This is a genomic window from Pseudarthrobacter sp. LMD1-1-1.1 (assembly GCF_040676255.1).
GTDB lineage: Bacteria > Actinomycetota > Actinomycetes > Actinomycetales > Micrococcaceae > Arthrobacter.
On the sequence record NZ_JBEGHP010000023.1, the window covers coordinates 410293 to 432909 of the forward strand.

The 22617-nt window shown below is 67.2% G+C and carries 20 protein-coding genes and 2 riboswitches; of the genes, 15 read left to right on the forward strand and 5 right to left on the reverse strand.

The window, feature by feature from the left end; translation table 11 throughout:
* Positions 1 to 14 precede the first annotated feature (14 nt).
* Together MRBLMD1_RS15415 and MRBLMD1_RS15420 are read left to right on the forward strand one after the other, a co-directional pair.
* A complete protein-coding gene (locus tag MRBLMD1_RS15415) occupies positions 15 to 518 on the forward strand; it encodes a GNAT family N-acetyltransferase (protein WP_364401156.1) in 504 nt (167 codons plus the stop codon).
* A gap of 47 nt (positions 519 to 565) precedes the next feature.
* Positions 566 to 946, forward strand: a complete 381-nt coding sequence (locus MRBLMD1_RS15420; RefSeq protein WP_364401158.1) for a RidA family protein — start codon at positions 566 to 568, stop codon at positions 944 to 946.
* 10 nt (positions 947 to 956) lie between these two features.
* Here the strand turns inward: MRBLMD1_RS15420 and MRBLMD1_RS15425 are convergent, their stop codons facing one another.
* Positions 957 to 1619 carry a response regulator gene (locus MRBLMD1_RS15425; RefSeq protein WP_159632435.1) on the reverse strand — a complete coding sequence of 221 codons (663 nt, stop codon included), beginning with the start codon at positions 1617 to 1619 and terminating at the stop codon, positions 957 to 959.
* Positions 1612 to 3366 (reverse strand): sensor histidine kinase, encoded by a 1755-nt coding sequence (locus MRBLMD1_RS15430; protein WP_364401161.1) that lies wholly within the window; start codon positions 3364 to 3366, stop codon positions 1612 to 1614. The genes MRBLMD1_RS15425 and MRBLMD1_RS15430 overlap by 8 nt, the downstream gene beginning before the upstream one ends.
* A 190-nt stretch (positions 3367 to 3556) precedes the next feature.
* On the opposite strand from MRBLMD1_RS15430, the gene MRBLMD1_RS15435 reads away from it, so the two are divergent.
* The 5 genes from MRBLMD1_RS15435 to MRBLMD1_RS15455 all read left to right on the forward strand — a co-directional run bounded on the left by MRBLMD1_RS15435 (position 3557) and on the right by MRBLMD1_RS15455 (position 9447).
* Positions 3557 to 5038, forward strand: coding sequence for a CitMHS family transporter (locus MRBLMD1_RS15435; RefSeq protein ID WP_275180368.1), 1482 nt, complete (start codon positions 3557 to 3559; stop codon positions 5036 to 5038).
* 145 nt (positions 5039 to 5183) lie between these two features.
* Positions 5184 to 5480, forward strand: a complete 297-nt coding sequence (gene gatC, locus MRBLMD1_RS15440) for an Asp-tRNA(Asn)/Glu-tRNA(Gln) amidotransferase subunit GatC (protein WP_141940678.1) — start codon at positions 5184 to 5186, stop codon at positions 5478 to 5480.
* A gap of 2 nt (positions 5481 to 5482) precedes the next feature.
* The gene (gene gatA / locus MRBLMD1_RS15445) at positions 5483 to 7048 is read left to right on the forward strand and encodes an Asp-tRNA(Asn)/Glu-tRNA(Gln) amidotransferase subunit GatA (RefSeq protein ID WP_159632432.1); all 1566 of its coding nucleotides are present in this window, start codon (positions 5483 to 5485) and stop codon (positions 7046 to 7048) included.
* Positions 7048 to 8556, forward strand: a complete 1509-nt coding sequence (gatB, locus tag MRBLMD1_RS15450) for an Asp-tRNA(Asn)/Glu-tRNA(Gln) amidotransferase subunit GatB (RefSeq protein ID WP_159632431.1) — start codon at positions 7048 to 7050, stop codon at positions 8554 to 8556. The genes gatA and gatB overlap by 1 nt, the downstream gene beginning before the upstream one ends.
* Positions 8557 to 8775: 219 nt before the next feature.
* Positions 8776 to 9447 carry a hypothetical protein gene (locus MRBLMD1_RS15455; RefSeq protein WP_364401166.1) on the forward strand — a complete coding sequence of 224 codons (672 nt, stop codon included), beginning with the start codon at positions 8776 to 8778 and terminating at the stop codon, positions 9445 to 9447.
* Positions 9448 to 9468: 21 nt separating this feature from the next.
* Here the strand turns inward: MRBLMD1_RS15455 and MRBLMD1_RS15460 are convergent, their stop codons facing one another.
* A complete protein-coding gene (locus MRBLMD1_RS15460; protein ID WP_159632429.1) occupies positions 9469 to 10380 on the reverse strand; it encodes a LysR family transcriptional regulator in 912 nt (303 codons plus the stop codon).
* 125 nt (positions 10381 to 10505) lie between these two features.
* Here MRBLMD1_RS15460 and tdh point away from each other — a divergent pair, with 125 nt between their 5' ends.
* The 6 genes from tdh to MRBLMD1_RS15490 all read left to right on the forward strand — a co-directional run bounded on the left by tdh (position 10506) and on the right by MRBLMD1_RS15490 (position 16926).
* A complete protein-coding gene (tdh, locus tag MRBLMD1_RS15465) occupies positions 10506 to 11552 on the forward strand; it encodes an L-threonine 3-dehydrogenase (RefSeq protein ID WP_364401169.1) in 1047 nt (348 codons plus the stop codon).
* A gap of 8 nt (positions 11553 to 11560) precedes the next feature.
* On the forward strand, positions 11561 to 12757 hold the full coding sequence (locus tag MRBLMD1_RS15470; RefSeq protein ID WP_364401171.1) for a glycine C-acetyltransferase: 1197 nt from the start codon (positions 11561 to 11563) through the stop codon (positions 12755 to 12757).
* A gap of 55 nt (positions 12758 to 12812) precedes the next feature.
* Positions 12813 to 13943 carry an NAD(P)/FAD-dependent oxidoreductase gene (locus tag MRBLMD1_RS15475; protein WP_364401174.1) on the forward strand — a complete coding sequence of 377 codons (1131 nt, stop codon included), beginning with the start codon at positions 12813 to 12815 and terminating at the stop codon, positions 13941 to 13943.
* Between the two features lie 11 nt (positions 13944 to 13954).
* On the forward strand, positions 13955 to 15166 hold the full coding sequence (gene hutI, locus MRBLMD1_RS15480; RefSeq protein ID WP_364401177.1) for an imidazolonepropionase: 1212 nt from the start codon (positions 13955 to 13957) through the stop codon (positions 15164 to 15166).
* 99 nt (positions 15167 to 15265) lie between these two features.
* A complete protein-coding gene (locus MRBLMD1_RS15485; protein ID WP_224025534.1) occupies positions 15266 to 16054 on the forward strand; it encodes a DeoR/GlpR family DNA-binding transcription regulator in 789 nt (262 codons plus the stop codon).
* A gap of 92 nt (positions 16055 to 16146) precedes the next feature.
* Positions 16147 to 16926: a CPBP family intramembrane glutamic endopeptidase gene (locus tag MRBLMD1_RS15490; protein WP_364401181.1), complete on the forward strand. Its 780-nt coding sequence runs from the start codon at positions 16147 to 16149 to the stop codon at positions 16924 to 16926.
* Positions 16927 to 17011: 85 nt separating this feature from the next.
* Here MRBLMD1_RS15490 and MRBLMD1_RS15495 read toward each other — a convergent pair whose 3' ends face one another.
* Positions 17012 to 18757, reverse strand: coding sequence for an HNH endonuclease signature motif containing protein (locus MRBLMD1_RS15495; RefSeq protein WP_364401185.1), 1746 nt, complete (start codon positions 18755 to 18757; stop codon positions 17012 to 17014).
* Between the two features lie 206 nt (positions 18758 to 18963).
* Positions 18964 to 19602 carry a VOC family protein gene (locus MRBLMD1_RS15500; RefSeq protein ID WP_364401188.1) on the reverse strand — a complete coding sequence of 213 codons (639 nt, stop codon included), beginning with the start codon at positions 19600 to 19602 and terminating at the stop codon, positions 18964 to 18966.
* A 161-nt stretch (positions 19603 to 19763) separates the two neighbouring features.
* Positions 19764 to 19878, forward strand: a riboswitch (SAM riboswitch).
* A gap of 44 nt (positions 19879 to 19922) precedes the next feature.
* Here MRBLMD1_RS15500 and MRBLMD1_RS15505 point away from each other — a divergent pair.
* Positions 19923 to 21245: a bifunctional o-acetylhomoserine/o-acetylserine sulfhydrylase gene (locus tag MRBLMD1_RS15505; protein WP_159632421.1), complete on the forward strand. Its 1323-nt coding sequence runs from the start codon at positions 19923 to 19925 to the stop codon at positions 21243 to 21245.
* Positions 21246 to 21348: 103 nt separating this feature from the next.
* Positions 21349 to 21464, forward strand: a riboswitch (SAM riboswitch).
* 12 nt (positions 21465 to 21476) lie between these two features.
* On the forward strand, positions 21477 to 22592 hold the full coding sequence (metX, locus tag MRBLMD1_RS15510) for a homoserine O-acetyltransferase MetX (RefSeq protein WP_224025537.1): 1116 nt from the start codon (positions 21477 to 21479) through the stop codon (positions 22590 to 22592).
* The last annotated feature ends 25 nt before the right edge of the window (positions 22593 to 22617 follow it).

Sequence of the window (22617 nt, forward strand, 5' to 3'; positions counted from 1 at the left end):
ACTAGCATTGACGGGTGCAGCCGCAGATAACCATCCGTCCCGCCGTCGAGGCCGACTTCGCCGCCATTGCCCGCATCACCGGAGATTCGTATCTTTCGGCAGGCTACTTCGACGACGCCGCGCACCCCTACATGGTCAAGATCATGGACGTGGCATCCCGCGCGGAGCAGGCCACCATCTGGGTGGCGGAGCGGGACGGAGCTGTCATCGGTTCCGTCACGCTGGCGCTGGCGGGGGAGCCGTACGCGGATATCGCCCTGCAGGATGAGCTGGAATTCCGGATGCTGGTGGTGGACCCTGCCGTGCAGCGCAGCGGCGCCGGCAAAGCCATGGTGGACGCCATCATCGGCCATGCCAGGACCCTTCCCGGCATCCGTGCGGTGGCCCTCACCACCGGTCAAACCTGGGAAAGCGCGCACGGGCTGTACCGCAAGACCGGCTTCCAGCGGGTGCCTGAGCGGGACTGGCTGGTCCCCGGAACCGACATAAAACTGCTGGTTTACCGGCGCGACCTGTAGCAGCCCTACAGTGGTGGCGACCCATTCCAGCTTTGAAAGGCCCACCCATGCGCAAAACCTTCGGCAGCGGATCCGTCTGGGAACAGACCCTCGGCTATTCCCGCGCCGTCCAGGTGGACAACACCCTCTACATCTCTGCCACCGCAGCCAGCGGTGACGACGGAATCGTGGGGGATGACTTCTACACCCAGACCCAGTACATCCTGCAGAAACTCGGCAAGGTCCTGGCGGATGCCGGTTTCGGCTACGGGGACGTGGTGCAGTCCAAGCTGTACCTGACGGACATCAGCAAATGGGAAGAGGCCGGCCGGGCCCACGGCGAAGTGTTCGGCGAGATCCGCCCCACCCTCTCCCTGGTCCACGTGCTCCCGTTCCTGGACCCGAAGATGCTCGTCGAAATCGAACTGGTCGCGCAGAAGAGCGAGTAAGTTTCCGGCCCTACCGTGCCGGCAGGCCGTAGCGGTGCTCGGGCCTGCCGGTGGTGCCGTAGCGGAGCTGGATGTCCACTGCGCCGTCGTCCGCCAGCGAGGACAGGTACCGCTGGGCGGTGGCGCGGGACACGCCCACCCGGGCGGCCACCTCGGCGGCAGAGTACTGCTCGCCGGGGGCCAGCGATTCCAGCACCGCGGCCTCCGTTGCGGAGCGTGGTTTCGACGACGGCGTGACGTCCCCCGGAATCAGCGCGCGTTTGGCGCGCTCCACGGCGTCCTGGTCCAGTGCCCCCGGCTGGCCCAGGAGGCGCCGGTACCGGGCATAGGAACGCAGCTGCTGGGACAGTGACTCCGCCGTGAAGGGCTTGAGCAGGTATCCCAGTGCGCCGCGGCGGAACGCGACCCGGACCGACGCGGGATCAGACGCGGCACTGAGGATGATCGTGTCCACGTCCAGCTGCTGCAGCAGGTCCAGGCCGGAGGCGTCCGGAAGGTACACATCCAGCAGCACCAGGTCCGGCCGCAGGCTGTGGATCGCCTGCAGGGCCAGCGACGCCGTTCCGACGGGCGCCAGCGCCAGGAACCCCGCCACCGAATCCACGTAGGCGGCATGCAGCTTGGCCACGTGGAAGTCGTCGTCCACGATCAGGACCCGAAAATCGTCAGCCATTCTTTTCCTTTCCGGCTTCCCCCGTGGTCTTCGCGGCAGGGCTCCCTGCCGTCGTGTGCGGAAGGGTGGCCATGAACACGGCCCCCGGGCCACCCCTGGCCCCGCGGTCCAGCACCTTCACATCGCCGCCCCGGCGCCGTGCCAGCTGGCGGGCCAGCGCCAGCCCGAAGCCCTGGCCGCCGCCGGCGCGGACCGGGCCGGAAGCGGTGGTGAAACCTTCGGCAAACACGGCCTCCGTGTCGGTGCCTTCTGCCAGCCCGTCACCGGAGTCCGCCACCACGACGTGCAGCGTGCCGCCGTCGTCGCCCGGCTCATCCAGCACCTCCAGTTCAACCCAGCGGTCCGCGGACGAGCCCGCCACGGCGGCGTTGACGGCGTTGTCGAGCAGGTTCCCCAGCACCGTGGTCACGTCCTGGGCCTCCGTCACCTGCCCGCGGACCAGGGTCTCCGGCCCGATGCGCAGTGCGACGCCCCGTTCGTCGGCCTCCACGCCCTTGGCGCCCACGAAGGCCTGCAGGTACGGGTCCTGCAGCAGCTCGGCCTGGTCCACCGGGAACTTCAGCGGGCCGGTGGCGGCGAGCCCGGCCAGGTAATCACGCGCCTCCTGGTGCTGCCCGATGCCCAGGAAGCCGGCAAGGGTGTGCAGCTGGTTGGCGAACTCGTGCCGCTGGGCGCGCAGCGCGGTGGACATGGTGCCCACGGCGTCGAGCTGCCGCGTAAGCTCCTGCAGTTCCGTCCGGTCACGCAGCATGACCACCCAGCCCAGGTCCTCCCGGCGGTGCAGGGCTTTGCGCGCATTCACCACCAGCACCCGGCCGCCGGCCACCAGCTCGAGGGCATCCTGGTTTGATCCGCCGGTGGCAACCGCCGGGCCCGCAACCCCGGTCCCGGGGCGCGTGAGGGACTTCAGCTGTTCCGGGACGGGCGCGTCCTCCCAGCGGGATCCCGACAGGTCCGGCAGTCCCAGCAGCCGCTGCGCGGCGGCATTGAAGACGCTGACCCGGCCGTCGGCACTGACACCGATCACGCCGTCGTCCACGCCCTGCAGCACCGCCACCTGGTCATGGACCAGCGTGCTGATCTCTTCCGGTTCCAGGCCCAGGGTGAGGCGCTGCAGGCGCCGGCGCAGCAGGAAGGAGCCCAGGACGCCGGCCAGGAGGGCGCCCGCGGCGGTCAGTGCCACGGGCCCGATGTCCCGGGCCACGCTCTGGGCCACGGTTTCCATGGAGTAACCCACACTCACCTCGCCCACCACCGCGCCGGTGCCGGGTGCGTAGACCGGAACTTTCGCGCCGGCGGACGGGCCGAGTGTTCCGGTGTTCCGGGTGGTGACCTCCTGCCCGGACAACGCCTCGGAGGGGTCCGTGCTGACCTTCTCACCGAGCCGTTGCGGATCCGGGTGGGCCAGCCGGATGCCCGTTTCGTCCGTGATGACCACGAACAAGGCGCCGGTCCTGGTCCGCGCCGCCTCGGCGGATGCCTGCAGTGGCCCGGCCAGGAGCTCTGCTGCCGGGGGAGTGCCGGGCTGTCCGCTGATGGCCAGCACATCGGCACGGACCTCCGGGTCGGAGGCAACGGTCCGGGCCAGCGTCAGGGCCTGGTTCTCCGCATCGCTGCCCACCCGGTCATACGTCAGCCACGCGTGCACGGAGGTGCTCAGCAGCACCACCAGCAGCACCACGGCCAGCTGCAGCAACAGCGTCTGGGTGGAAAACCGCAGCGGCTGCCGGGGCGCGGAACGCTGCATTCATCCTCCTTGACGGGTGGCGGCGGGCCATGGTTTCGGCGCCTAAGCGCTGTGAGCACAATGAGCAAAATGCTCCCAATAAGCAGTATGCCAATCAATTGAGCCAAAGGCACTGCCGTGACGGCCGCCACCCTACAGTCTGTAGCACGCGTCACACCGCTGTGCCGCTGTTCACAAGAAGGAGCCGGCTGTGCTGGTAATACTTGGATTCGCCATGATCGCGGTATTCATGGTGCTGATCATGACGAAGAAGTTGACGCCAGTGCTGGCGTTGATCATTGTCCCTACTGTTTTCGGCCTGTTCGCCGGTGCCGGCCTGGGCATCGGCGACATGGTGATGGACTCCATGAAGTCCATGACCTCCACCGCGGCCCTGCTGATGTTCGCCATCATCTACTTCGGCCTGATGATCGACGTCGGGCTCTTTGACCCGCTGGTGAAGTTCATCCTCCGCAAGCTGGGCAACGACCCCGCCAAGGTGGTCCTGGGCACCGCCATCCTGGCCGCCGCCGTGTCCCTGGACGGCGACGGGTCCACCACCTTCATCCTCACCACCGCCGCGATGCTGCCGGTCTACCTGCGCCTCAAGATGAGCCCCGTGGTCCTCACCTGCGTGGCCGGCCTGGCCAACGGCACCATGAACATCCTGCCCTGGGGCGGCCCCACGGCCCGCGCCGCCACCGCCCTGAAGATCGACGTCAACGACGTCTTCGTCCCCATGATCCCGTCCCTCGTGGCCGGCCTGGTGGTCGTCTTCGCCTTCTCCTGGCTGCTCGGCCTGCAGGAACGCAACCGCCTCCGCGCCACGGCCCCCGAGATCTGGGGCGTGCCGGACACTGCGGAAGAGTTCGACGGCGGCACCTCCACAGGTGCCTCAGGCACCGGCGCTTCCGGAACCGGCGCTTTTGGAAGTGGCCGCCGAAAGGGCGGCAACCCCGGCGGAGCAGCCCCCGCCGGTGGTTCGGTGGCGGTCCTGGACCGCACCGAAACCCTGGTGGACGAGCACGACTCCGCCATGGCGGACACCGCGCTCGACCCCAACCGCAGCACCCTGCGCCCCAAGCTGTTCTGGTTCAACCTGGCCCTGACCGTCGCCGTCATGGTGGTGCTCGTCGCCAACGTCATCCCGCTGCCGTTCGTGTTCATGGTGGGCGCAGCAATCGCCCTGCTGGTCAACTTCCCCAAGGTCAAGGACCAGGGCGCCCAGCTGATTGCGCACGCACCGTCCATCGTCGCCGTGGTCAGCATGGTCATGGCCGCCGCCGTCCTCACCGGCGTCCTCAAGGGCACCGGCATGGTGGAAGCAATGTCCGCGTGGCTGGTCCAGATCATCCCCACCTCCATGGGCCCGTTCATGGCGGTCATCACCGGTGTGCTCAGCATTCCCATGACGTTCTTCATGAGCAACGACGCGTTCTACTTCGGCGTCCTGCCCGTCCTCAGCGAAACCGCTGCCCACTACGGTGTCGGCGCCGCTGACATGGCCCGTGCCTCCATCACCGGCCAGCCGTTCCACCTGCAGAGCCCGCTGGTTCCGGCCATCCTGCTGCTGGTCTCGCTGGCCAAGGTGGACCTGGGCGACCACCACAAAAAGGTCCTGTGGCGCACCGCCGTCATCTCCCTGGTAATGCTCGGAGTCGGCATGCTTACCGGAGCCATTGGAATCGGCTAGTCTATAGCTGCCCGTGCTCCTGTCCCCGAGGCAGGCCGGGTATCGAAGGTGCCCGTCTGACGCCCGCTGGGGGATGTCAGACGGGCATCTGCGTTTCCGCACTAGACTGGATCGGAAAACAATTCGAACTTTGCAGGGGAGATCCATGGCTGCGATCAACCGTGACGACGTCGCGCATCTCGCGCGGCTCGCTCACATCGAGATGAGTGCAGAAGAGCTGGACAGGATGGCCGGCGAGCTCGCCGTCATCGTGGATTCGGTCAAGTCCGTCAGCGAGGCCGCGGGGGACGACGTCCCGGCCACCTCGCACCCCATCCCGCTGACCAACGTGTTCCGTGAGGACGTCGTGGGACACACCTTCACCGCGGAACAGGCTCTCTCCGGCGCCCCGGACTCCGACGAAAACCGTTTCAAGGTTCCGGCCATCCTGGATGAGGCATAGACATGACTGAAAAGAACACCAGCGCCGGCACCCTGATCCGGCTGTCCGCCGCACAGCTTGCCGAGAAGCTGCGCGCCGGCGAAGTCACCGCCGTCGAAGCCACCCAGGCCCACCTGGACCGCATTGCCGCCGTCGACGGGAAAGTCAACGCCTTCCTGCACGTCAACGCGGAAGAAGCGCTCGCCGTCGCCGCCGAGGTGGACGCCATCCGCGCCGCCGGCGGAGCGGAAGCAGAAGCACTGCACTACCTGGCCGGCGTCCCCATCGCCGTCAAGGACCTGATCGTCACCATCGGCCAGCCCACCACCGCCGGCTCGAAGATCCTCGAAGGCTGGCACAGCCCGTACGACGCCACCGTCGTCGAACGCCTTCGCGCCGCAAAGATGCCCATCCTGGGCAAGACCAACCTGGACGAGTTCGCCATGGGCTCCTCCACGGAGCACTCCGCCTACGGCCCCACCCGCAACCCCTGGGACCTGGACCGGATCCCCGGCGGCTCGGGTGGTGGCTCCGCTGCCGCCGTCGCCGCCTTCGAGGCGCCCCTGGCCCTGGGCACGGACACCGGCGGCTCCATCCGCCAGCCCGGCGCCGTCACCGGAACCGTTGGTGTGAAGCCCACCTACGGCAGCGTCTCCCGCTACGGCGCCATCGCCATGGCGTCCTCCCTGGACCAGATCGGCCCCGTCACCCGCACCGTGCTGGACTCCGCGCTCCTGCACCAGGTCATCGGCGGCCACGATCCCCGCGACTCCACCTCGCTGCCCGAACCCCTGGCGGACCTCGTTGCCGCCGCGAAGACCGGCAACGTCGAGGGCCTGCGGATCGGCATCATCAAGGAACTGCACGGCGAGGGCTACCAGGCCGGCGTCGAAAACCGTTTCAACGACGCCCTGGAGCTGCTCAAGGAAGCCGGCGCGGAGATCGTTGAGGTCTCCTGCCCCAACTTCCAGTACGCCCTGGGCGCCTACTACCTGATCATGCCGTCCGAGGCCTCATCCAACCTGGCCAAGTTCGACGGCGTCCGGTACGGCCTGCGCGTCCTCCCCGAAGATGGCCCCATGACCATCGAACGCGTGATGGGTGCCACCCGCGCCGCCGGCTTCGGCGACGAAGTCAAGCGCCGCATCATCCTGGGCACCTACGCCTTGTCCGCCGGTTACTACGACGCCTACTACGGCTCGGCCCAGAAGGTCCGCACGCTGGTGCAGCGGGACTTCGAGGCCGCCTTTGCGCAGGCTGACGTCCTGATCTCGCCCACCGCCCCCACCACGGCGTTCCCGCTCGGCGAAAAACTGGACGATCCGCTGGCCATGTACCTCAACGACGTCGCCACCATCCCGGCCAACCTTGCCGGCGTCCCCGGCCTGTCGCTGCCTGGCGGCCTGGCGGACGAGGACGGGCTGCCTGTCGGTATCCAGTTGCTGGCCCCGGCCCGCGAGGACGCCCGCCTGTACCGGGTGGGTGCGGTCCTTGAATCGCTGCTCGAAGCCAAGTGGGGCGGCCCGCTGCTGGCCCAGGCTCCCGACCTTGCCGTTGCCGGAACCCTCGAAACCCAGGAGGCAAAATAATGAGCACTGATGACATCCTGAGCTTCGAAGAGGCCATGGAGAAGTACGATCCCGTCCTGGGGTTCGAGGTCCACGTGGAGCTGAACACCAAGACCAAGATGTTCTCCTCCGCCCCCAACGTCTTCGGCGACGAGCCCAACACCAACGTCAACGAGGTGGACCTGGGTATGCCCGGCGTCCTGCCCGTGGTGAACAAGACGGCCATCGAGTCCTCCATCAAGATCGGCCTGGCGCTGAACTGCAAGATCGCCGAATCCTGCCGCTTCGCCCGGAAGCAGTACTTCTACCCGGACACCCCCAAGAACTTCCAGACGTCCCAGTACGACGAGCCCATCGCCTACGACGGCTACCTGGACGTCGAGCTCGAGGACGGCACCGTGTTCCGCGTGGAGATCGAGCGCGCGCACATGGAGGAGGACGCCGGGAAGCTGACCCACATGGGCGGCGCCACCGGCCGGATCCAGGGCGCCGACTTCTCGCTGGTGGACTACAACCGTGCCGGTGTTCCGCTGGTGGAAATCGTCACCAAGCCCATCGAGGGCGCCGGGTCCCGTGCACCGGAACTGGCCAAGGCCTACGTGGCGGCCGTCCGGGAGATCGTGAAGAACCTGGGCGTGTCCGACGCGAAGATGGAACGGGGCAACGTCCGCTGCGACGCGAACGTTTCGCTCCGCCCGCACGGCCGTGAGCGGTTCGGCATCCGTTCCGAGACGAAGAACGTGAACTCGCTCCGCGCGGTGGAGCACGCCGTCCGCTACGAGATCCAGCGCCACGCCGCTGTCCTGGACTCGGGTGAACCGGTGATCCAGGAGACCCGCCACTGGCACGAGGACACCCGCACCACCACGTCCGGCCGCGCCAAGTCCGACGCGGACGACTACCGCTACTTCCCGGAACCGGACCTGGTTCCCGTGGTGGCCTCCCGGGAATGGGTGGAGGAACTGCGCGCCACCCTGCCCGAGCCGCCGGCCGAGCGCCGCAAGCGCCTCAAGGCCGACTGGGGCTACTCCGACCTCGAATTCCGCGACGTGGTCAACGCCGGCGTCCTGGACGAGATAGAGGAAACCATTGCCGCCGGCGCCACCGCATCCGTGGCCCGCAAGTGGTGGATGGGTGAGATCGTGGGCCGCGCCAAGGCTGCCGACGTCGACCCCGGCCAGCTGGGCGTCGAGGCTGCCACGGTGGTGGAGCTGAGCCGCATGGTTGAGGCGGGCAAGATCAACAACAAGATGGCCTCCCAGGTGCTGGACGCCGTGCTCGCCGGTGAGGGCACCCCGGAGGAGATCGTGGAGAAGCGCGGCCTCGCCGTCGTATCCGACGACGGGCCCCTCCTGGAAGCCATCGACGCCGCACTCGCCGCGCAGCCCGGCGTCGCGGACAAGATCCGTGGCGGCAAGGTGCAGGCCATCGGCGCGATCGTGGGCGGGGTCATGAAGGCTACCCGTGGACAGGCCGACGCCGGCCGCGTGAAGGAACTGATCCTGGAGAAGCTGGGCGTCACCGTCTAGTACACCCCTGCAGGACCCAACTGGGTAGCGCCAGGTGTCGTTTTGAACCCTCATAACGACACCTGGTGCTACCCAGTTCCGCGTTAAGTACTCAGGCGGCGCTCAGTGAAACTACCCGTGGTTGGGCGCCTGCGGCGGACTTACACTGGAGCCCACAGGGCGCCGGTGCCCTGGCTGCGTGCGGGAGGAACAACCATGGTGGTCCGGGAACCTATGAGGATGCGCAAGGCGGTGCTGGCCGGTGCCGTGGCCGTGGCACTTACCGGGACAGGGGCCGCCCTCGCCTGGTCGGCAACCGGGACGCCCGCACCCACGCCGTCGCCCTCACCATCATCACAATCAGCGCCCGGCAACTCAGGCAACGCCCCGGGGCCACATAAGCCCGGCAAGGCCGAGCGCGGGCAACTCCTGCACGGCGAAGGCGTCGCCAGGAAGCCCGACGGAACCTACCAGACGGTCCTGGAACAGAACGGGACCGTGGAGTCGGTCAGCGATACCGCCATCACCGTCAAGAGCGGGGACGGCTTCTCCCAGACCTACACCGTCAATGGCGACACGAAGGTGACCACGATTCCCCCGGCAGCCAATCCAGGTGGAACGCCCAGCCCGGAAGCAACGCCCAGCCCCGGTGGAAAGTCCGACGACGGCAAGCGGCTTAAGCCGACGGACGGGACCATCGCGGACATCGCCGCCGGGGACACCGTGCGCATCGCCGGCGTCAAGGACGGGGACAAAGCCACGGCCACGCGGATCGTGAAGGGCGCCGGTGACGGGCCCGGCCTGGGGCTGGGGCGTGGGTTGGGACGCGGGCCGGGCCATGCGCCGGGTAACGGCCAAGGACTTGGACACAAGATGGGCAAGGGCAACCACCAGGACGGCCAGGACTCGTAGCCTCCAGTACGCCGGCCCGGCTTAGCCCTGTTTCACCAGCCCCGCCATGATGTCCTCCAGCGCCTCGCAGACCATCACCACGGAGCGGCGCTTGAGGTTCTCCGGCCGGGCCAGCAGGTCGATCCTGCGGCGGGTGCTGATCCCCTCCAGGGGTCGCAGCACGATGTCCGGGTTCAGGACCGGGCCCGCCGTGTATCTGGGGAGCAGCCCCACCACACCGCCGGCGGCCACGAGTGCCGCGACGGTGGAATAGTCGTTGATGCGGTGCACGATATTAGGCTCGCGGCTGGAGACGGCGGCGACGGCGGACAGGACATCGGCGGGGGAGTAGCCGGGGTGGCTGGTCACCCAGGCCTCTGTACCGACGTCGTCCGCCGTGACCGTCTCCTGTTGGGCCAGGGGATGGCCGGCGGGCAGCGCCACGTCCAGCGGCTCATGCGCCAGCGGGATCACCGCAACCCGCTCCGCCGGCCAGCGGGGACTGTGGTCCATGCGGTGCGCCAGCACCAGGTCGTACCGGGCGGTGAGGGCCGGGAAGTCCTGTTGCGCGACGTCCTCGTCGGACAGCTCGATCCGCGGGTGCTCCGGCCGGTCCAGCATGCGGGCCAGCGGCGCGAACAGGGCCTGCCCCGCGCTGTGGAACCCGCTGACGGTCACCCTCCCGGCGGGCGAGCCGTGGTAAGTGCCCAGCGCGCCGCGGGCGTCGGCCATGGCACTGACGACGGCGGCGCCCGCGTCAGCGAGAACCTGGCCGGCTTCCGTGAGCACCAGGTTCCGGCCTTCCTTGCGCGTCAGCGGCACCTCCACGGTGCGCTGCAGGTGCGCCAGTTGCTGCGATACTGCCGACGGGGTGACCATGAGCGTATCGGCCACGGCCTTCACACTGCCCAGGGCGCCCAGTTCCCGCAGGATTTCAAGCTGATGAACCTCCATACGTCCACTCTAATCATTAGGACTGCTACATCGTCGATTGAGAAAATCCCTGTTGTGCTAAAGCATCGGCAGGGCTTCAATGGGGACGTACCCCGCAGATTGAATGCCAAGCAGTAAGGATGCCAATGAAGGCCCTGTATAAAGCCGGCCCCCACGCCGGATTCGAGCTCGTCGAACGGCCCGAACCCGCAGCAGGCCCGGCTGACGTGAAGATCCGGGTCATGACCACCGGAATCTGCGGCACGGATCTGCACATCCAGTCCTGGGACGCCTGGGCGCAGGGGATCATCGAAGCCCCCCTGATTGCCGGCCACGAGTTCTACGGCGAAGTGGTTGAAGTGGGCGAGGACGTCCGGGAGGTCAAGGTCGGGGACAGGGTCTCCGGCGAAGGCCACGTGGTCTGCGGCATCTGCCGGAACTGCCGTGCCGGACGCCGCCAGATGTGCATCCACACGGTCAGCGTGGGAGTCCAGCGCGATGGCGCCTTTGCCGAATACGTCGTGATCCCCGAAACCAATGTCTGGGTCCACCATGATCCCTCCGTCACGCCCGAACTCGGTGCCATCTTCGACCCCTTCGGAAATGCCGTCCACACAGCACTCAGCTTCCCGCTGGTGGGCGAGGACGTGCTCATCACCGGCGCAGGCCCCATCGGCCTCATGGCCATCGCCGTGGCCCGCCACGCCGGAGCGCGGAAGATCGTCATCACGGACGTGTCCCGGCCGCGGCTGGACCTGGCGCGGCAGCTCGGAGCCGATCTTGCCATCGACGTCTCCACCACCCGGGTGCGGGACGCCCAACGTGAGCTGGGCATGCGCGAAGGCTTCGACGTCGGAATGGAAATGTCCGGCCACCCCTCGGCCCTGCCTGAGATGATCGACAACATGAACCACGGCGGCCGGATCGCCATGCTGGGCCTGCCCAGCCAGGAGATCACCATCGACTGGGGCAAAGTGGTCACCCACATGCTCACGCTCAAAGGCATCTACGGCCGCGAAATGTACGAAACCTGGTACGCCATGAGCGCCATGCTCGCCTCCAACCCAGTGCTGCACGCCGGCATCTCCGCCGTGGTGACGGACACGCTGGCCGCCACGGAATGGGAAAAGGGCTTCGAGATCGCCCGCAGCGGCGTGGGCGGCAAAGTTGTCCTCGACTGGACCCGACTGTAAGGAACCCCATGTACACCTCCATCAAGGACCAGCTGCGCGAAGAACTGGACGGGATCCGCACCGCGGGACTGTACAAGACCGAACGCAGCATCAGCTCGCCCCAGTCCAGCCACATCACCGCCGGGCAGATTGGCGGCCCGGGAGCTGATGTGCTCAATTTCTGCGCCAACAACTACCTGGGCCTGGCTGACCACCCGGACATTATCAGCACCGCCAAGGCCGCCATGGATGAGCGCGGCTTCGGCATGGCCAGCGTCCGGTTCATCTGCGGCACCCAGGACCTCCATCTGGAACTGGAAGCCAAGGTCTCCGCGTTCCTGGGCACCGAGGACACCATCCTGTTCTCCAGCTGCTTCGATGCCAACGGCGGCGTGTTCGAGTCCCTGCTGGGCCCGGACGACGCCGTGATCTCCGATGCGCTCAACCACGCCTCCATCATCGACGGGATCCGCCTCTGCAAGGCCCGCCGCTACCGCTACGCCAACCAGGACATGGCCGAACTCGAGGCCCGCCTGCAGGAGGCGCAGGGCGCCCGCCGGACACTGATTGTCACTGACGGCGTGTTCTCCATGGACGGCTACCTGGCCCCGCTTGAGGCCATCTGCGACCTCGCCGAAAAGTACGGCGCCATGGTCATGGTGGACGATTCCCACGCGGTGGGCTTCATCGGCGCCACCGGTGCGGGCACTCCCGAGCACGCCGGCGTCTCTGACCGGGTGGACATCTACACCGGCACCTTCGGCAAGGCTCTGGGCGGAGCGTCGGGCGGGTACGTCTCCGGACGCGGGGAGATCGTGGCCATGCTGCGCCAGAAGGCGCGGCCCTACCTGTTCTCCAATTCCCTGGCTCCCGCCATTGTTGCCGCGACCCTCAAGGCGCTTGACCTGGTGCAGAACTCGGCCGACCTCCGCCGCCGCCTGTTCGAAAACGCCGGGCTGTTCCGCCGCCGGATGACCGAGGAGGGCTTCGACCTGCTTCCCGGCGAGCACGCCATTGTCCCGGTCATGTTTGGCGACGCCGTCGTGGCGGCCAAGGTGGCGAACCGGATGCTGCAGCATGGCGTCTTCGTCACCGCCTTCAGTTTCCCGGTGGTTCCGCGGGGTGCCGCCAGGATCCGGGTGCAGCTCTCCGCTGCGCACTCAGCGGACGACGTCGAAGCGTGCGTAGGCGCCTTCGTCGCCAGCCGGGCCGAGGCAGCAGCCTGACGGGACTCCCCGACGGCGGGGTTTCAGTTCGCTGGAACTCTGTCAGGATGGACGAATGGCAGCACACTACGATGTCCTGATTGTGGGCGGCGGCATCGCCGGCCTGTCCCTCGCGTCCGCCCTCGCCGGCCGCTGCAGCGTTGCGCTGGTGGAGGCGGAGCAGGAACTGGCGTACCACACGTCCTCCCGCTCCGCCCGCCAGCTGATCCCAAGCTACGGGCCTCCCGTGGTGCAGGAGCTTACCGTCCGGACCCTTGAGTTGCTCGCAGCCCGCGACGCAGAATCGCCCGAACCCGTCCTGACGCAGCGCAGTTTCATGCTGGTGGGCTCTGCGGAGGATGTCGCCGCGGAGGCCAGCGGGCACATGCAGTCCATTGCCGTGGACCGTGCCCTTGAGCTGTGCCCTGCGCTGGTCCCGGGAACCTTTGAAGCCGCCGGACTGGATACCGGCTCCTTTGGCTGCAACGCGCCCCTGCTGCTGGAGGACCACCGCAAGCGGGCGCTCGCCGCCGGAGCCGACATCATCACCGGTGCCCGCGTTCATTCGGCACAACGGCTGGGTTCCGGGTGGCAGGTGGGTGCCGGTGCAGAGGGTTTTGAGGCCGGGGTGCTGGTCAATGCGGCAGGCGCCTGGGCGGACGAACTGGCGGTGCTTAGCGGCGTCGAGAAGCTGGGACTCCAGCCGTACCGGCGCACTGCGGCGATTGCCGCCGTCGACCATCCCTTGCCTGCCGCCACCCCCATGGTGGCAGCGGCGGACAACACGTTCTATTTCCGGCCGGACGGGCAGGACGTGCTGATTTCTCCCTCGGAGACTGTGCCCAGCGGGGCCGAAGATGCGCGCCCGCGTCCCGGCGATGTGGAACGCCTGGTGGAAAAGCTCAATGCGTTCACCAGCCTGGGGATCAGCGGCATCCGACGGGCATGGACGGGCCTGCGCACGGAAGCCGCGGACGGGGTGCCGGTGGCCGGGTTCGATGCCGAGGCTGCCGGGTTCTACTGGCTGGCAGGGCAGGGCGGCTATGGCTTCCAGACCTCTGCCGCGATGGCCGAGCTGGCAGCGGGGCAGATTCTTGCCGCGCTGAACTCTTCCGGCGGTGCCGCCCTTGCTGATGGGGGTGCGGACGGTCCGGAATCCCGGACAGCACAGGCCCTGGCAGCCACACGCTGGTCCATCCGACGCTGAAGAATGATTCCATGAGCACCTTGATCACCAACATCGCCGAGCTGATGACACAGGACCTGGAACACCGGGTCTTGAAGGACGCGGCGGTGGTGGTCGAGGGCGAACGGATCTCCTGGATTGGGGCAGCGGCCGATGCTCCCGCCGCGGATGACGGGGTCGATGCCGGCGGCCGGGCCATGCTGCCGGGGTGGGTGGACTCGCACAGCCACCTGCTGTTCGCCGGGGACCGCACCGCAGAATTCGAGGCACGGATGGCGGGGGAGGCCTACGCCGCCGGCGGCATCGCCGTCACCATGGACGCCACGCGTGCCACGTCCGATTTCGACCTCACCCGCCTGGCCATGGGGCGGGTGGCCGAGGCCGTATCCCAGGGCACCACTTACCTGGAAACCAAGACCGGCTATGGACTGGACGTTGAGCATGAGGCCCGGAGCGCGCGCATTGCCTCCACCATCGCGGACCAGGTGACCTACCTCGGCGCGCACCTGGTGCCTGTCGGGCAGGATCCGGAGGCTTATACGGACCTGGTCTGCGGGCCGATGCTCGCCGCGGTCCGCCCGTACGTCCAGTGGGCTGACGTCTTCTGCGAGGAGGGCGCGTTCAACGCCGAGCAGTCACGCCGTGTGCTGGTGGCCTGCCGTGACGCCGGGCTGGGGCTGCGCGTGCACGGCAACCAGCTCGGTGAAGGCCCCGGTGTGCAGCTCGCCGTGGAGCTGGGCGCGGCCAGCGTGGACCACGTCAACTACCTTGCAGCGCAGGATGTGAAAGCGCTGGCTGCGTCCTGGTCGGGCTGGGACCCTGCCGTGGGGACGGGGGAGCGGGGCACTGTTGCCACCTGCCTTCCTGCCTGCGACCTGTCCACCCGCCAGCCGTTGGCCCCCGCCCGCGAACTCCTCGACGCCGGTGTGCAGGTGGCCTTGGCATCCAATTGCAACCCGGGCACGTCGTACACCAGCTCCATGGCTTTCTGCGTGACGACGGCCGTGCTCCAGATGCGCCTCAGCGTGCACGAGGCTGTCCGTGCCGCCACCTACGGCGGCGCCCTGGCGTTGCACAAGGAAGCCGGCCGGGATGCCGACGGCGAACGCGCCGTGGGGTCCATCGCCGTCGGACACCGGGCGGACCTGCACTTACTGAACGCACCGTCCGCGACGCACCTCGCTTACCGGCCGGGGATGCCGCTGACGTACGCTGTCTGGCGGGCCGGAACCCGGGAACGGTAATCAAAGGCACCACTTTGATTGTTCCTGATTGTTTCCCTAGGGTTATAATCAGGAAACGTCATCAGGAGTGGTGGCTGATGTATCGAAAGGCCCGCTTGTATGACGCGCACCGACCGGCTGACGGCGATTCTCGACCTGCTGGCCAGGACCGGGCAGGTGGAGGTTGACGAGATCGTCAGCACCCTCAACGTTTCCCCTGCCACAGCCCGGCGCGACCTGGACAGCCTTGCCAAGCGCCGCCTGTTGACGCGGACCCGCGGCGGCGCCACCACGGGCGCCCTCGCATACGACCTGCCCGGACGTTACAACCGCGACGACCATGCCGAAGCCAAGGAACAGATCGCGCAGTGTGCCTCTGCCTTGATCCGGCCGGGTGCGGTGATCGGTCTCTGCGGTGGCACCACCAGCACCGCCCTTGCGCAGATCCTGGCCACCCGCGAGGACCTGAACGCACCCTCAAACCAGCCGACGCTGACAGTGGTGACCAATGCCATCAACATCGCCGGCCAGTTGGCGGTGCGGCCCAATATCAAGGTGATGGTGACCGGCGGCATCCTGAACCCGCGGTCGTACGAGCTCGTGGGCCCTTACACGGACATCATCATGCAGAAGGTGGTGCTGGACATCGCCTTCATCGGTGTCAACGGCATCGACCCAGAAGTGGGACCCACCAACACGGGGGAGGGGGAAGCCTCTGTCAACGCCTTGCTGGCTTCCCGCGCCCGGGTGTCCTACGTCCTGGCTGATTCCTCCAAAGTTGGCGTTCGGGCTTTTGCCACCATGGATGGCTATGACTTCACCCGGCTGATCACCGATTCCGGCATTTCTGCGCGTGACAAGGCAGCGTTCGAAGCCAACGGCACGGAAGTGATCGTCGCACCCGCCTAAACCCCTTGGGCGGTGCGCGGCCCGCGTACCGTGCTGTCCAACATCTGCAGCTCCATCAGGCCGGATCCAGAAACTGAAGGCAAGATGGGAACATGCTGGTTCCCTCCCGCCGTCAACTGCGGCTCGAAGTCTGGATCGTCCTGGGCCTGTCCCTGGGCCAGTCCGCTGTCTACTCCGTGGTGCAGCTGCTCGACAAGATGACCCGCGCCCCGCTGGCCGAGGGCACCTCCACCCTGAACCGGTCGCAAAGCACCCGCGAGTACTTCGACCTCACCTACCAGCTGCTGGACATCATCTTTGCGCTGGTTCCAGTACTGCTGGTTCTCTACTTCCTCACCGACCAGCGGCAGGCTTCGCCCGGCAACGCACGCAACTCCGGTTCGGCATTCCAAAAGCTCGGATTCAACTTCGCCCGGCCCGGGAGGGACCTCCTGCAGGGCGTCGGGCTCGCCGCGCTGATTGGCGTACCGTCCCTGGGGCTTTACGCGGCCGGCCGGGCCCTCGGCATCACCACCGCCATCATTCCCAGTGCACTGGACTCGTATTGGTGGACTGTTCCGGTCCTGATCCTGTCGGCGATGCGCCATGCGGTGCTCGAGGAAGTCATTGTGGTGGGCTACCTCCTGGACCGCTTCGGCAAATTCGGCTGGAGCACGCCCCTCGCCATCGCCGTCAGCTCGCTGCTGCGCGGCAGCTACCACCTCTACCAGGGCTTCGGGCCCTTCATTGGAAACGCGGTGATGGGGGTGGTCTTCGCCTGGCTCTACACCCGCACCAAGCGCGTCATGCCATTGGTCATCGCCCACGCGCTGCTGGACATCGTGGCATTCGTCGGCTTCAGCCTCTTCGGTAAGGCCGTGGGGCTGGGATAGCGCCGCCGCGGCCTGGCAGTGGGGCTTAGGGGCTACCTGAGCGGCACAAGTGCTGCGTCCCCGCAATGCCCAACACCACCCACATTCACATGCCCAGCAGCAGCTGCCAGTCCGCCTGCGGGTCAGCGGGCAGCTCGAAAAACTTTGCATGGAACTCATCCCACAAGGGATCAGTGGGGCAAAGCTCGCCGGGGTCCACCATGTTCTCACCTGGCGGTTCTTCGACAGGCGGATCAGGCCACACCGGCATCCCCGCAAGGAACTCTTGCCACAACGGATCCTCCGATAGGTGCGGCCCGCGCCATGGTGGCGCCGTAGCCGGTGGAACGGTGTCACTAAGCCGGGCAGTGTCATCAAGTCCAGCCATGGATCCGGGCCGAGCTGATGCTTCGACGGGCGCCGCAACAGCATCGACCGGCAAGCTTCCCGATGGCCACTGGGCCGGTTCGGGGTCGGGGTGTTCTGGGTTGTAGTGCCTGCCTGTGGGTGAGGTCCAGCCGGGTGGTTCATTCTTGTTGGCCGGATCTGGCGTCCATCTGGTGTGGTGTTTGAGCCGGTGGTGTTTGGGGCAGAGTTGGGCCAGGTTGCTGACGTTGGTGGTGCCGCCGTGTTGCCACGCTTGTAGGTGGTCGGTTTCGTTGTCGGGGGTGCGGTTGGTGCAGCCGGGGAAGGTGCACTTGGCATCGCGCAGCCTGATCCAGCGTTTGATGGCCTCGGTGAGCCGGTAGTTTTTCCGGCCGATCTCCAGTGGTGCCCCGTCGCGGGGGTCGATCAGGACCCGGTAGAACGATTCCGCCCCGTCGGCGACAAGTTTCCGTGCCATGGACGCCGGGATTGGTCCGAAGCCGTCCAGTAAGGCGGGTTCGTCGGTGGCTCCGAGGAGGGCGAACACGGGCACGGTGACCAGGACATCGGCCCGCGGCGCAGGGACCTTCCCGACCCCGGTGACACCCTCCGTGCCCTGAATGCCGAGGCCGGGACCGTCTTCCTCGGCGTGGCCGGCGCCGAGGAGCAGCGATGCTGCGATGTCGGGGCGGAGTTGGGTAAGGGTGCGGGGTTCGTCTGGTCCCTGGAGGCCGCGGGCGGTCGCGGTGGTCCGGTTCCAGATAGCGCACGCGGTGTCCCCGGGCAAGTAGAGGGAGATCCAGGCCATACCGTCCTTGTCCGGGGTGTATTCCATCCGCCGGTCAGCCACACCCTTTACATGGCGCTTCTCGATCGAGTCGGGGTGGTGGCGTTCCCGCCAACCACGCACCTTCGCCCGGAACCGGGACGGAACAAGCTCGCCGGGGGCCGCGCCGCGGGCGGGCTGGGGTGCAGCCGGGTCGAAGAAGTGCGCCACCAACGCCAGGGCGCCCTCGGTGGTGAGGCCTTCAGTCTCATCGGCGACAATCCGGGCGTGCTGCCAGGACATGTCCCCGGCGGACAGTGCATCGAACACCAGCGGCAGGGAGCAGATCCGGCGTGAGTGCTCCACCAAAGCGCCCGCGGCCGCCGAGCTGATGGTCAGCACCCCGGCGATCTCCTCCACCACCGACATGTCCGCGTAAGTGCGGTCCTGGACAGTGGCGTCCGGCGGCGTCATCGCCTGCTGGAAGGCAACGGCTTCGGCAGTATCCAGCGCCTTCATCGCGGCGAGCTGCGCCTCCAGCCGGGCCGCAACCTCCAGCCGTTCCAGCCGGATCTCATACCGCCGTTGAAGCACGTCAACACGGGAACCAATGCCGGCGCCGGCAGCCAGGGAAGTATCTTCGAAATCCAGCGCATCGATGGCAGCAACAGAGGCACGAACACCCTCCAAAACCACCTCAACACCACCGCTGATTCCCATGCCCACATCATCCAACGAGGCACTGACATCCAAAGTGTGCACGGTTCATGCTGGCGTCCTTCATAGCGGCGCAGGGGGCAGCTTCTTAAATTAATTCGGCCGCCATTGGGTGGTGACGCCGTTGTCACCACCCAATGGCGGCCGAAGTTTGCCCGGGCACAACCCGGGGACCTCCCCGAAGTGATCCGGGGAGGAACGGGGGAGGGTCAGATGGTGACGGCTCCGTTGGCGGTTTCAAAGGTGACCGAGAGGATGCCCGGGGTTCCGTGCGGGGCGACCCACTCCACCGCAACGTCCTCGAGCGGCTTCTCCACCGGCTCACCCAGCCACTCGGTGACGCGCGAGGCGGAACCGGCGATGGTCAGGCAGCTCATCTTGAGGTTGCTCTCGTACGCGTGGGACGGGTGGAGCGAGGGATCGCCCTCCCACTTGAGCATGTACGGCACCTGGGGATCGGCGATGAGGCCCAGGATGCCAATCTGCTTCCAGACCAGTTCGCGGCCGTCCGGGAACTTGCGGTTGCCGTTCACGGCGGCGCGGCCCAGGCGTTCCTCGAAGGGGGCGAGGTCGTCCACTTCGACGCACCAGCCCATCCAGCCGCCACCAGCAGCGGAGCGGGCACGTACTGCCTGTCCGAACGGTGCCTTGTCCGATGCCGGGTGGTCCAGGACCTCAACGACTTCGAGGTACTTGTGGCCGGCGAGCGGGATGATCATATTCCGGGTTCCGAAGCGGGGGTGTACGCCACCCTTCACTGCCTCAACGCCGAGGGCAGTTGCAATACGTTCGGTAGTGGCCGCGAGGCCCTCGTGTTCACAGGCGTAAGAGACGTGATCCATGCGCATGCGAACATCTTGGCACTTTGTGATCAGGCTCTCAGCTAAGGGCACCCTTACTAGTATTTGTGGCGCCCGGCGCCCCCGTTATTCGGCCGAGACAGTGGCCGGAAGACCATGTTCGTCACAATGCTGTCCACGGCAACCGTCCGGTTCCTAGACTGGGCCCAGGTCATGAGTGCCAGCGCCAAGCCCCGGCTCGCTGGCCGGCAACCCTCCATCCGCGGTGGGGTGCCCCGGGTGAAGACCTGGCTCCCCGGCAACAGCCGGGAGCAAGCGCGGCCCGTACTGCCGGTGAGCATGCCGGGCCCATGTCAAAGGAGATTTGGATGTCCAACGGATGGTCCTTCGAAACCCGCCAGATCCACGCAGGCCAGGCGGCGGACAGCGCCACGGGGGCCCGCGCCCTGCCTATCTACCAGACCACGTCATTCGTGTTTCCCAGCGCTGAAAGCGCCGCCAACCGTTTTGCCCTGGCTGAACTTGCGCCCATCTATACCCGCATCGGCAATCCCACCCAGGATGCCGTCGAGCAACGGATTGCCAGCCTCGAAGGAGGCCTGGCCGCGCTGCTGCTGAGCTCCGGGCAGGCCGCCGAAACCTTCGCTGTCCTGAACATCGCCGAGGCAGGCGACCACATCGTGGCCAGCCCCAGCCTTTACGGCGGAACCTACAACCTGTTTGCGCACACGCTGAAGAAGTTCGGCATCTCGGTGACCTTCGTGGCCGATCCGGACAACCTGGACCAGTGGCGCGATGCCGTGCAGCCCAACACCAAGCTCTTCTTCGGTGAAGTGGTGTCCAACCCGCGCCAGGACGTCCTGGATATTGAAGGCATCTCCGAGGTGGCCCACCAGGCCGGGGTTCCGCTCATTGTGGACAACACCTTGTCCACGCCGTACCTGATCCGCCCGCTGGAGTGGGGTGCGGATATTGTCCTGCACTCGGCCACCAAGTACCTGGGCGGCCACGGCTCGGCCATCGCCGGTGTCATCGTCGATTCCGGCAAGTTCGATTTCGGCAAGGATCCGGAGCGGTTCCCCGGCTTCAACACCCCGGACCCCACGTACAACGGCCTGGTCTACGCCCGCGATCTCGGTGAAGGCGGCGCACTCGGCGCCAACCTCTCCTACATCCTCAAGGCCCGTGTGCAGTTGCTGCGCGACCTCGGCTCAGCCGTCTCGCCCTTCAACGCGTTCCTGATTTCCCAGGGCCTGGAGACGTTGAGCCTGCGGGTGGAGCGCCACGTTGCGAACGCCACGGAAGTGGCGCGCTGGCTGGAGGCAAGGGACGACGTCGAATCCGTCGCCTACGCGGGGCTGCCCTCCAGCCCCTGGTACGAGCGTGGCCGCAAGTACGGACCCAAGGGGACGGGCGCCGTCGTGGCCTTCAACCTGGCCGGCGGGGCAGAGGCGGGCAAGCGCTTCGTCGACGCCCTGGAGCTGCATTCCCACGTGGCCAACATCGGCGACGTCCGCTCCCTGGTCATCCACCCCGCGTCCACCACGCACAGCCAGCTCTCGCCGGAGCAGCAGGTTGTGGCCGGCGTGCACCCGGGCCTGGTCCGGCTTTCCGTTGGCCTGGAGCACATCGACGACATCCTGGCCGACCTGGAGGCAGGCTTCCGGGCAGCCAAGGGCGCCGACGCGTAGCCCCAAACGCGAGCGTCGCAGCATGTGCCGGCCGGCGAACCGGGAAGTCACAACCAGTCATACTCTTGGCCTGGAGTGGGGGGTGTTTCGTACACTCGAACCAGGTCATGAGTGCCAGTGACAGCCCCGGCTTGCTGGCCGGCAACCCTCCATCCGCGGTGGGGTGCCCCGGGTGAGGACCTGGCCTGCCGGTCAGACGACGGCAGGCAAGCGCGTAGAAGAGGTCTTGCCATGACGGTTACCGTCGCCCGAACCACCATCCCCCAACACGGAATCGTCCGTTACGCCTCCATCGGGGGACTGGAACTCGAAGCCGGGGGATACCTCCCGGACGTCACCCTGGCCTACGAAACCTGGGGGACGCTCAACGCGGACGCCAGCAACGCCATCCTGATCGAGCATGCGCTGACCGGCAGCACCCACGTGACCCGCGGCGACACCGACGAAGAAGGCTGGTGGGAACAGCTGGCCGGCCCCGGCGCTCCCGTGGACACGGACCGCTTCTTCGTGGTGTCCATCAATATCGTTGGCGGCTGCTACGGATCTACGGGCCCGTCATCGCCCGCGCCGGACGGAAAGCCCTGGGGCTCCAGGTTTCCCCTCGTCACGCTGCGCGACAGCACCGTTGCCGAGGCAAGGCTCGCGGACCAGCTGGGCATCAAGAGCTGGTTCGCCGTCCTCGGCGGATCCATGGGCGGCGCCCGCGCCCTGGAATGGGCGGTGACGTACCCGGAAAGGGTGCAGCGCTGCGCGGTGATCTCCGTGGGAGCCGCCAGTACTGCCGAACAGATTGCCTTCGCGCAGGCCCAGACGCTGGCCATCCGGCAGGACCCCAATTTCAACGGCGGGGACTACTACGGCGGTCCGTGCCCGGAAGACGGGCTGGCGCTCGCCCGGCGCATCGCCCACATCACCTACCGGTCGGCTGCCGAACTGGAAGGCCGCTTCGGCCGGGCACCCCAGGCGCCCGAGTCGCCCCTGCAGGGGGAAGTTCTTGCCTCCCGCGGCCGCTACCAGGTGGAAAGCTACCTGGACCACCAGGGCAACAAGCTGGTGAAGCGCTTCGATGCCAACAGCTATATCGCCCTGACCGAGGCACTGATGAGCCACGATGTGTGCCGGGGACGGGGAACCTTGACCGAAACCCTCGCCGCCTCCACGGCACGGTTCTTCGTGGCCGCCGTCGACTCGGACCGGCTCTATTTTCCGTCGCAGTCCCACGAACTGGCCCAGGCGCTGCCCGGGGACGTGGACGTCCATGTCATCCAGGCACCGATCGGGCACGACGGGTTCCTCACCGAGATCGGGCAGTTGGGCGGCCGGCTGCGGAACAGCTTCCTGGTCTAGGCGCCGCCTGGCGCACAGCCCTTAA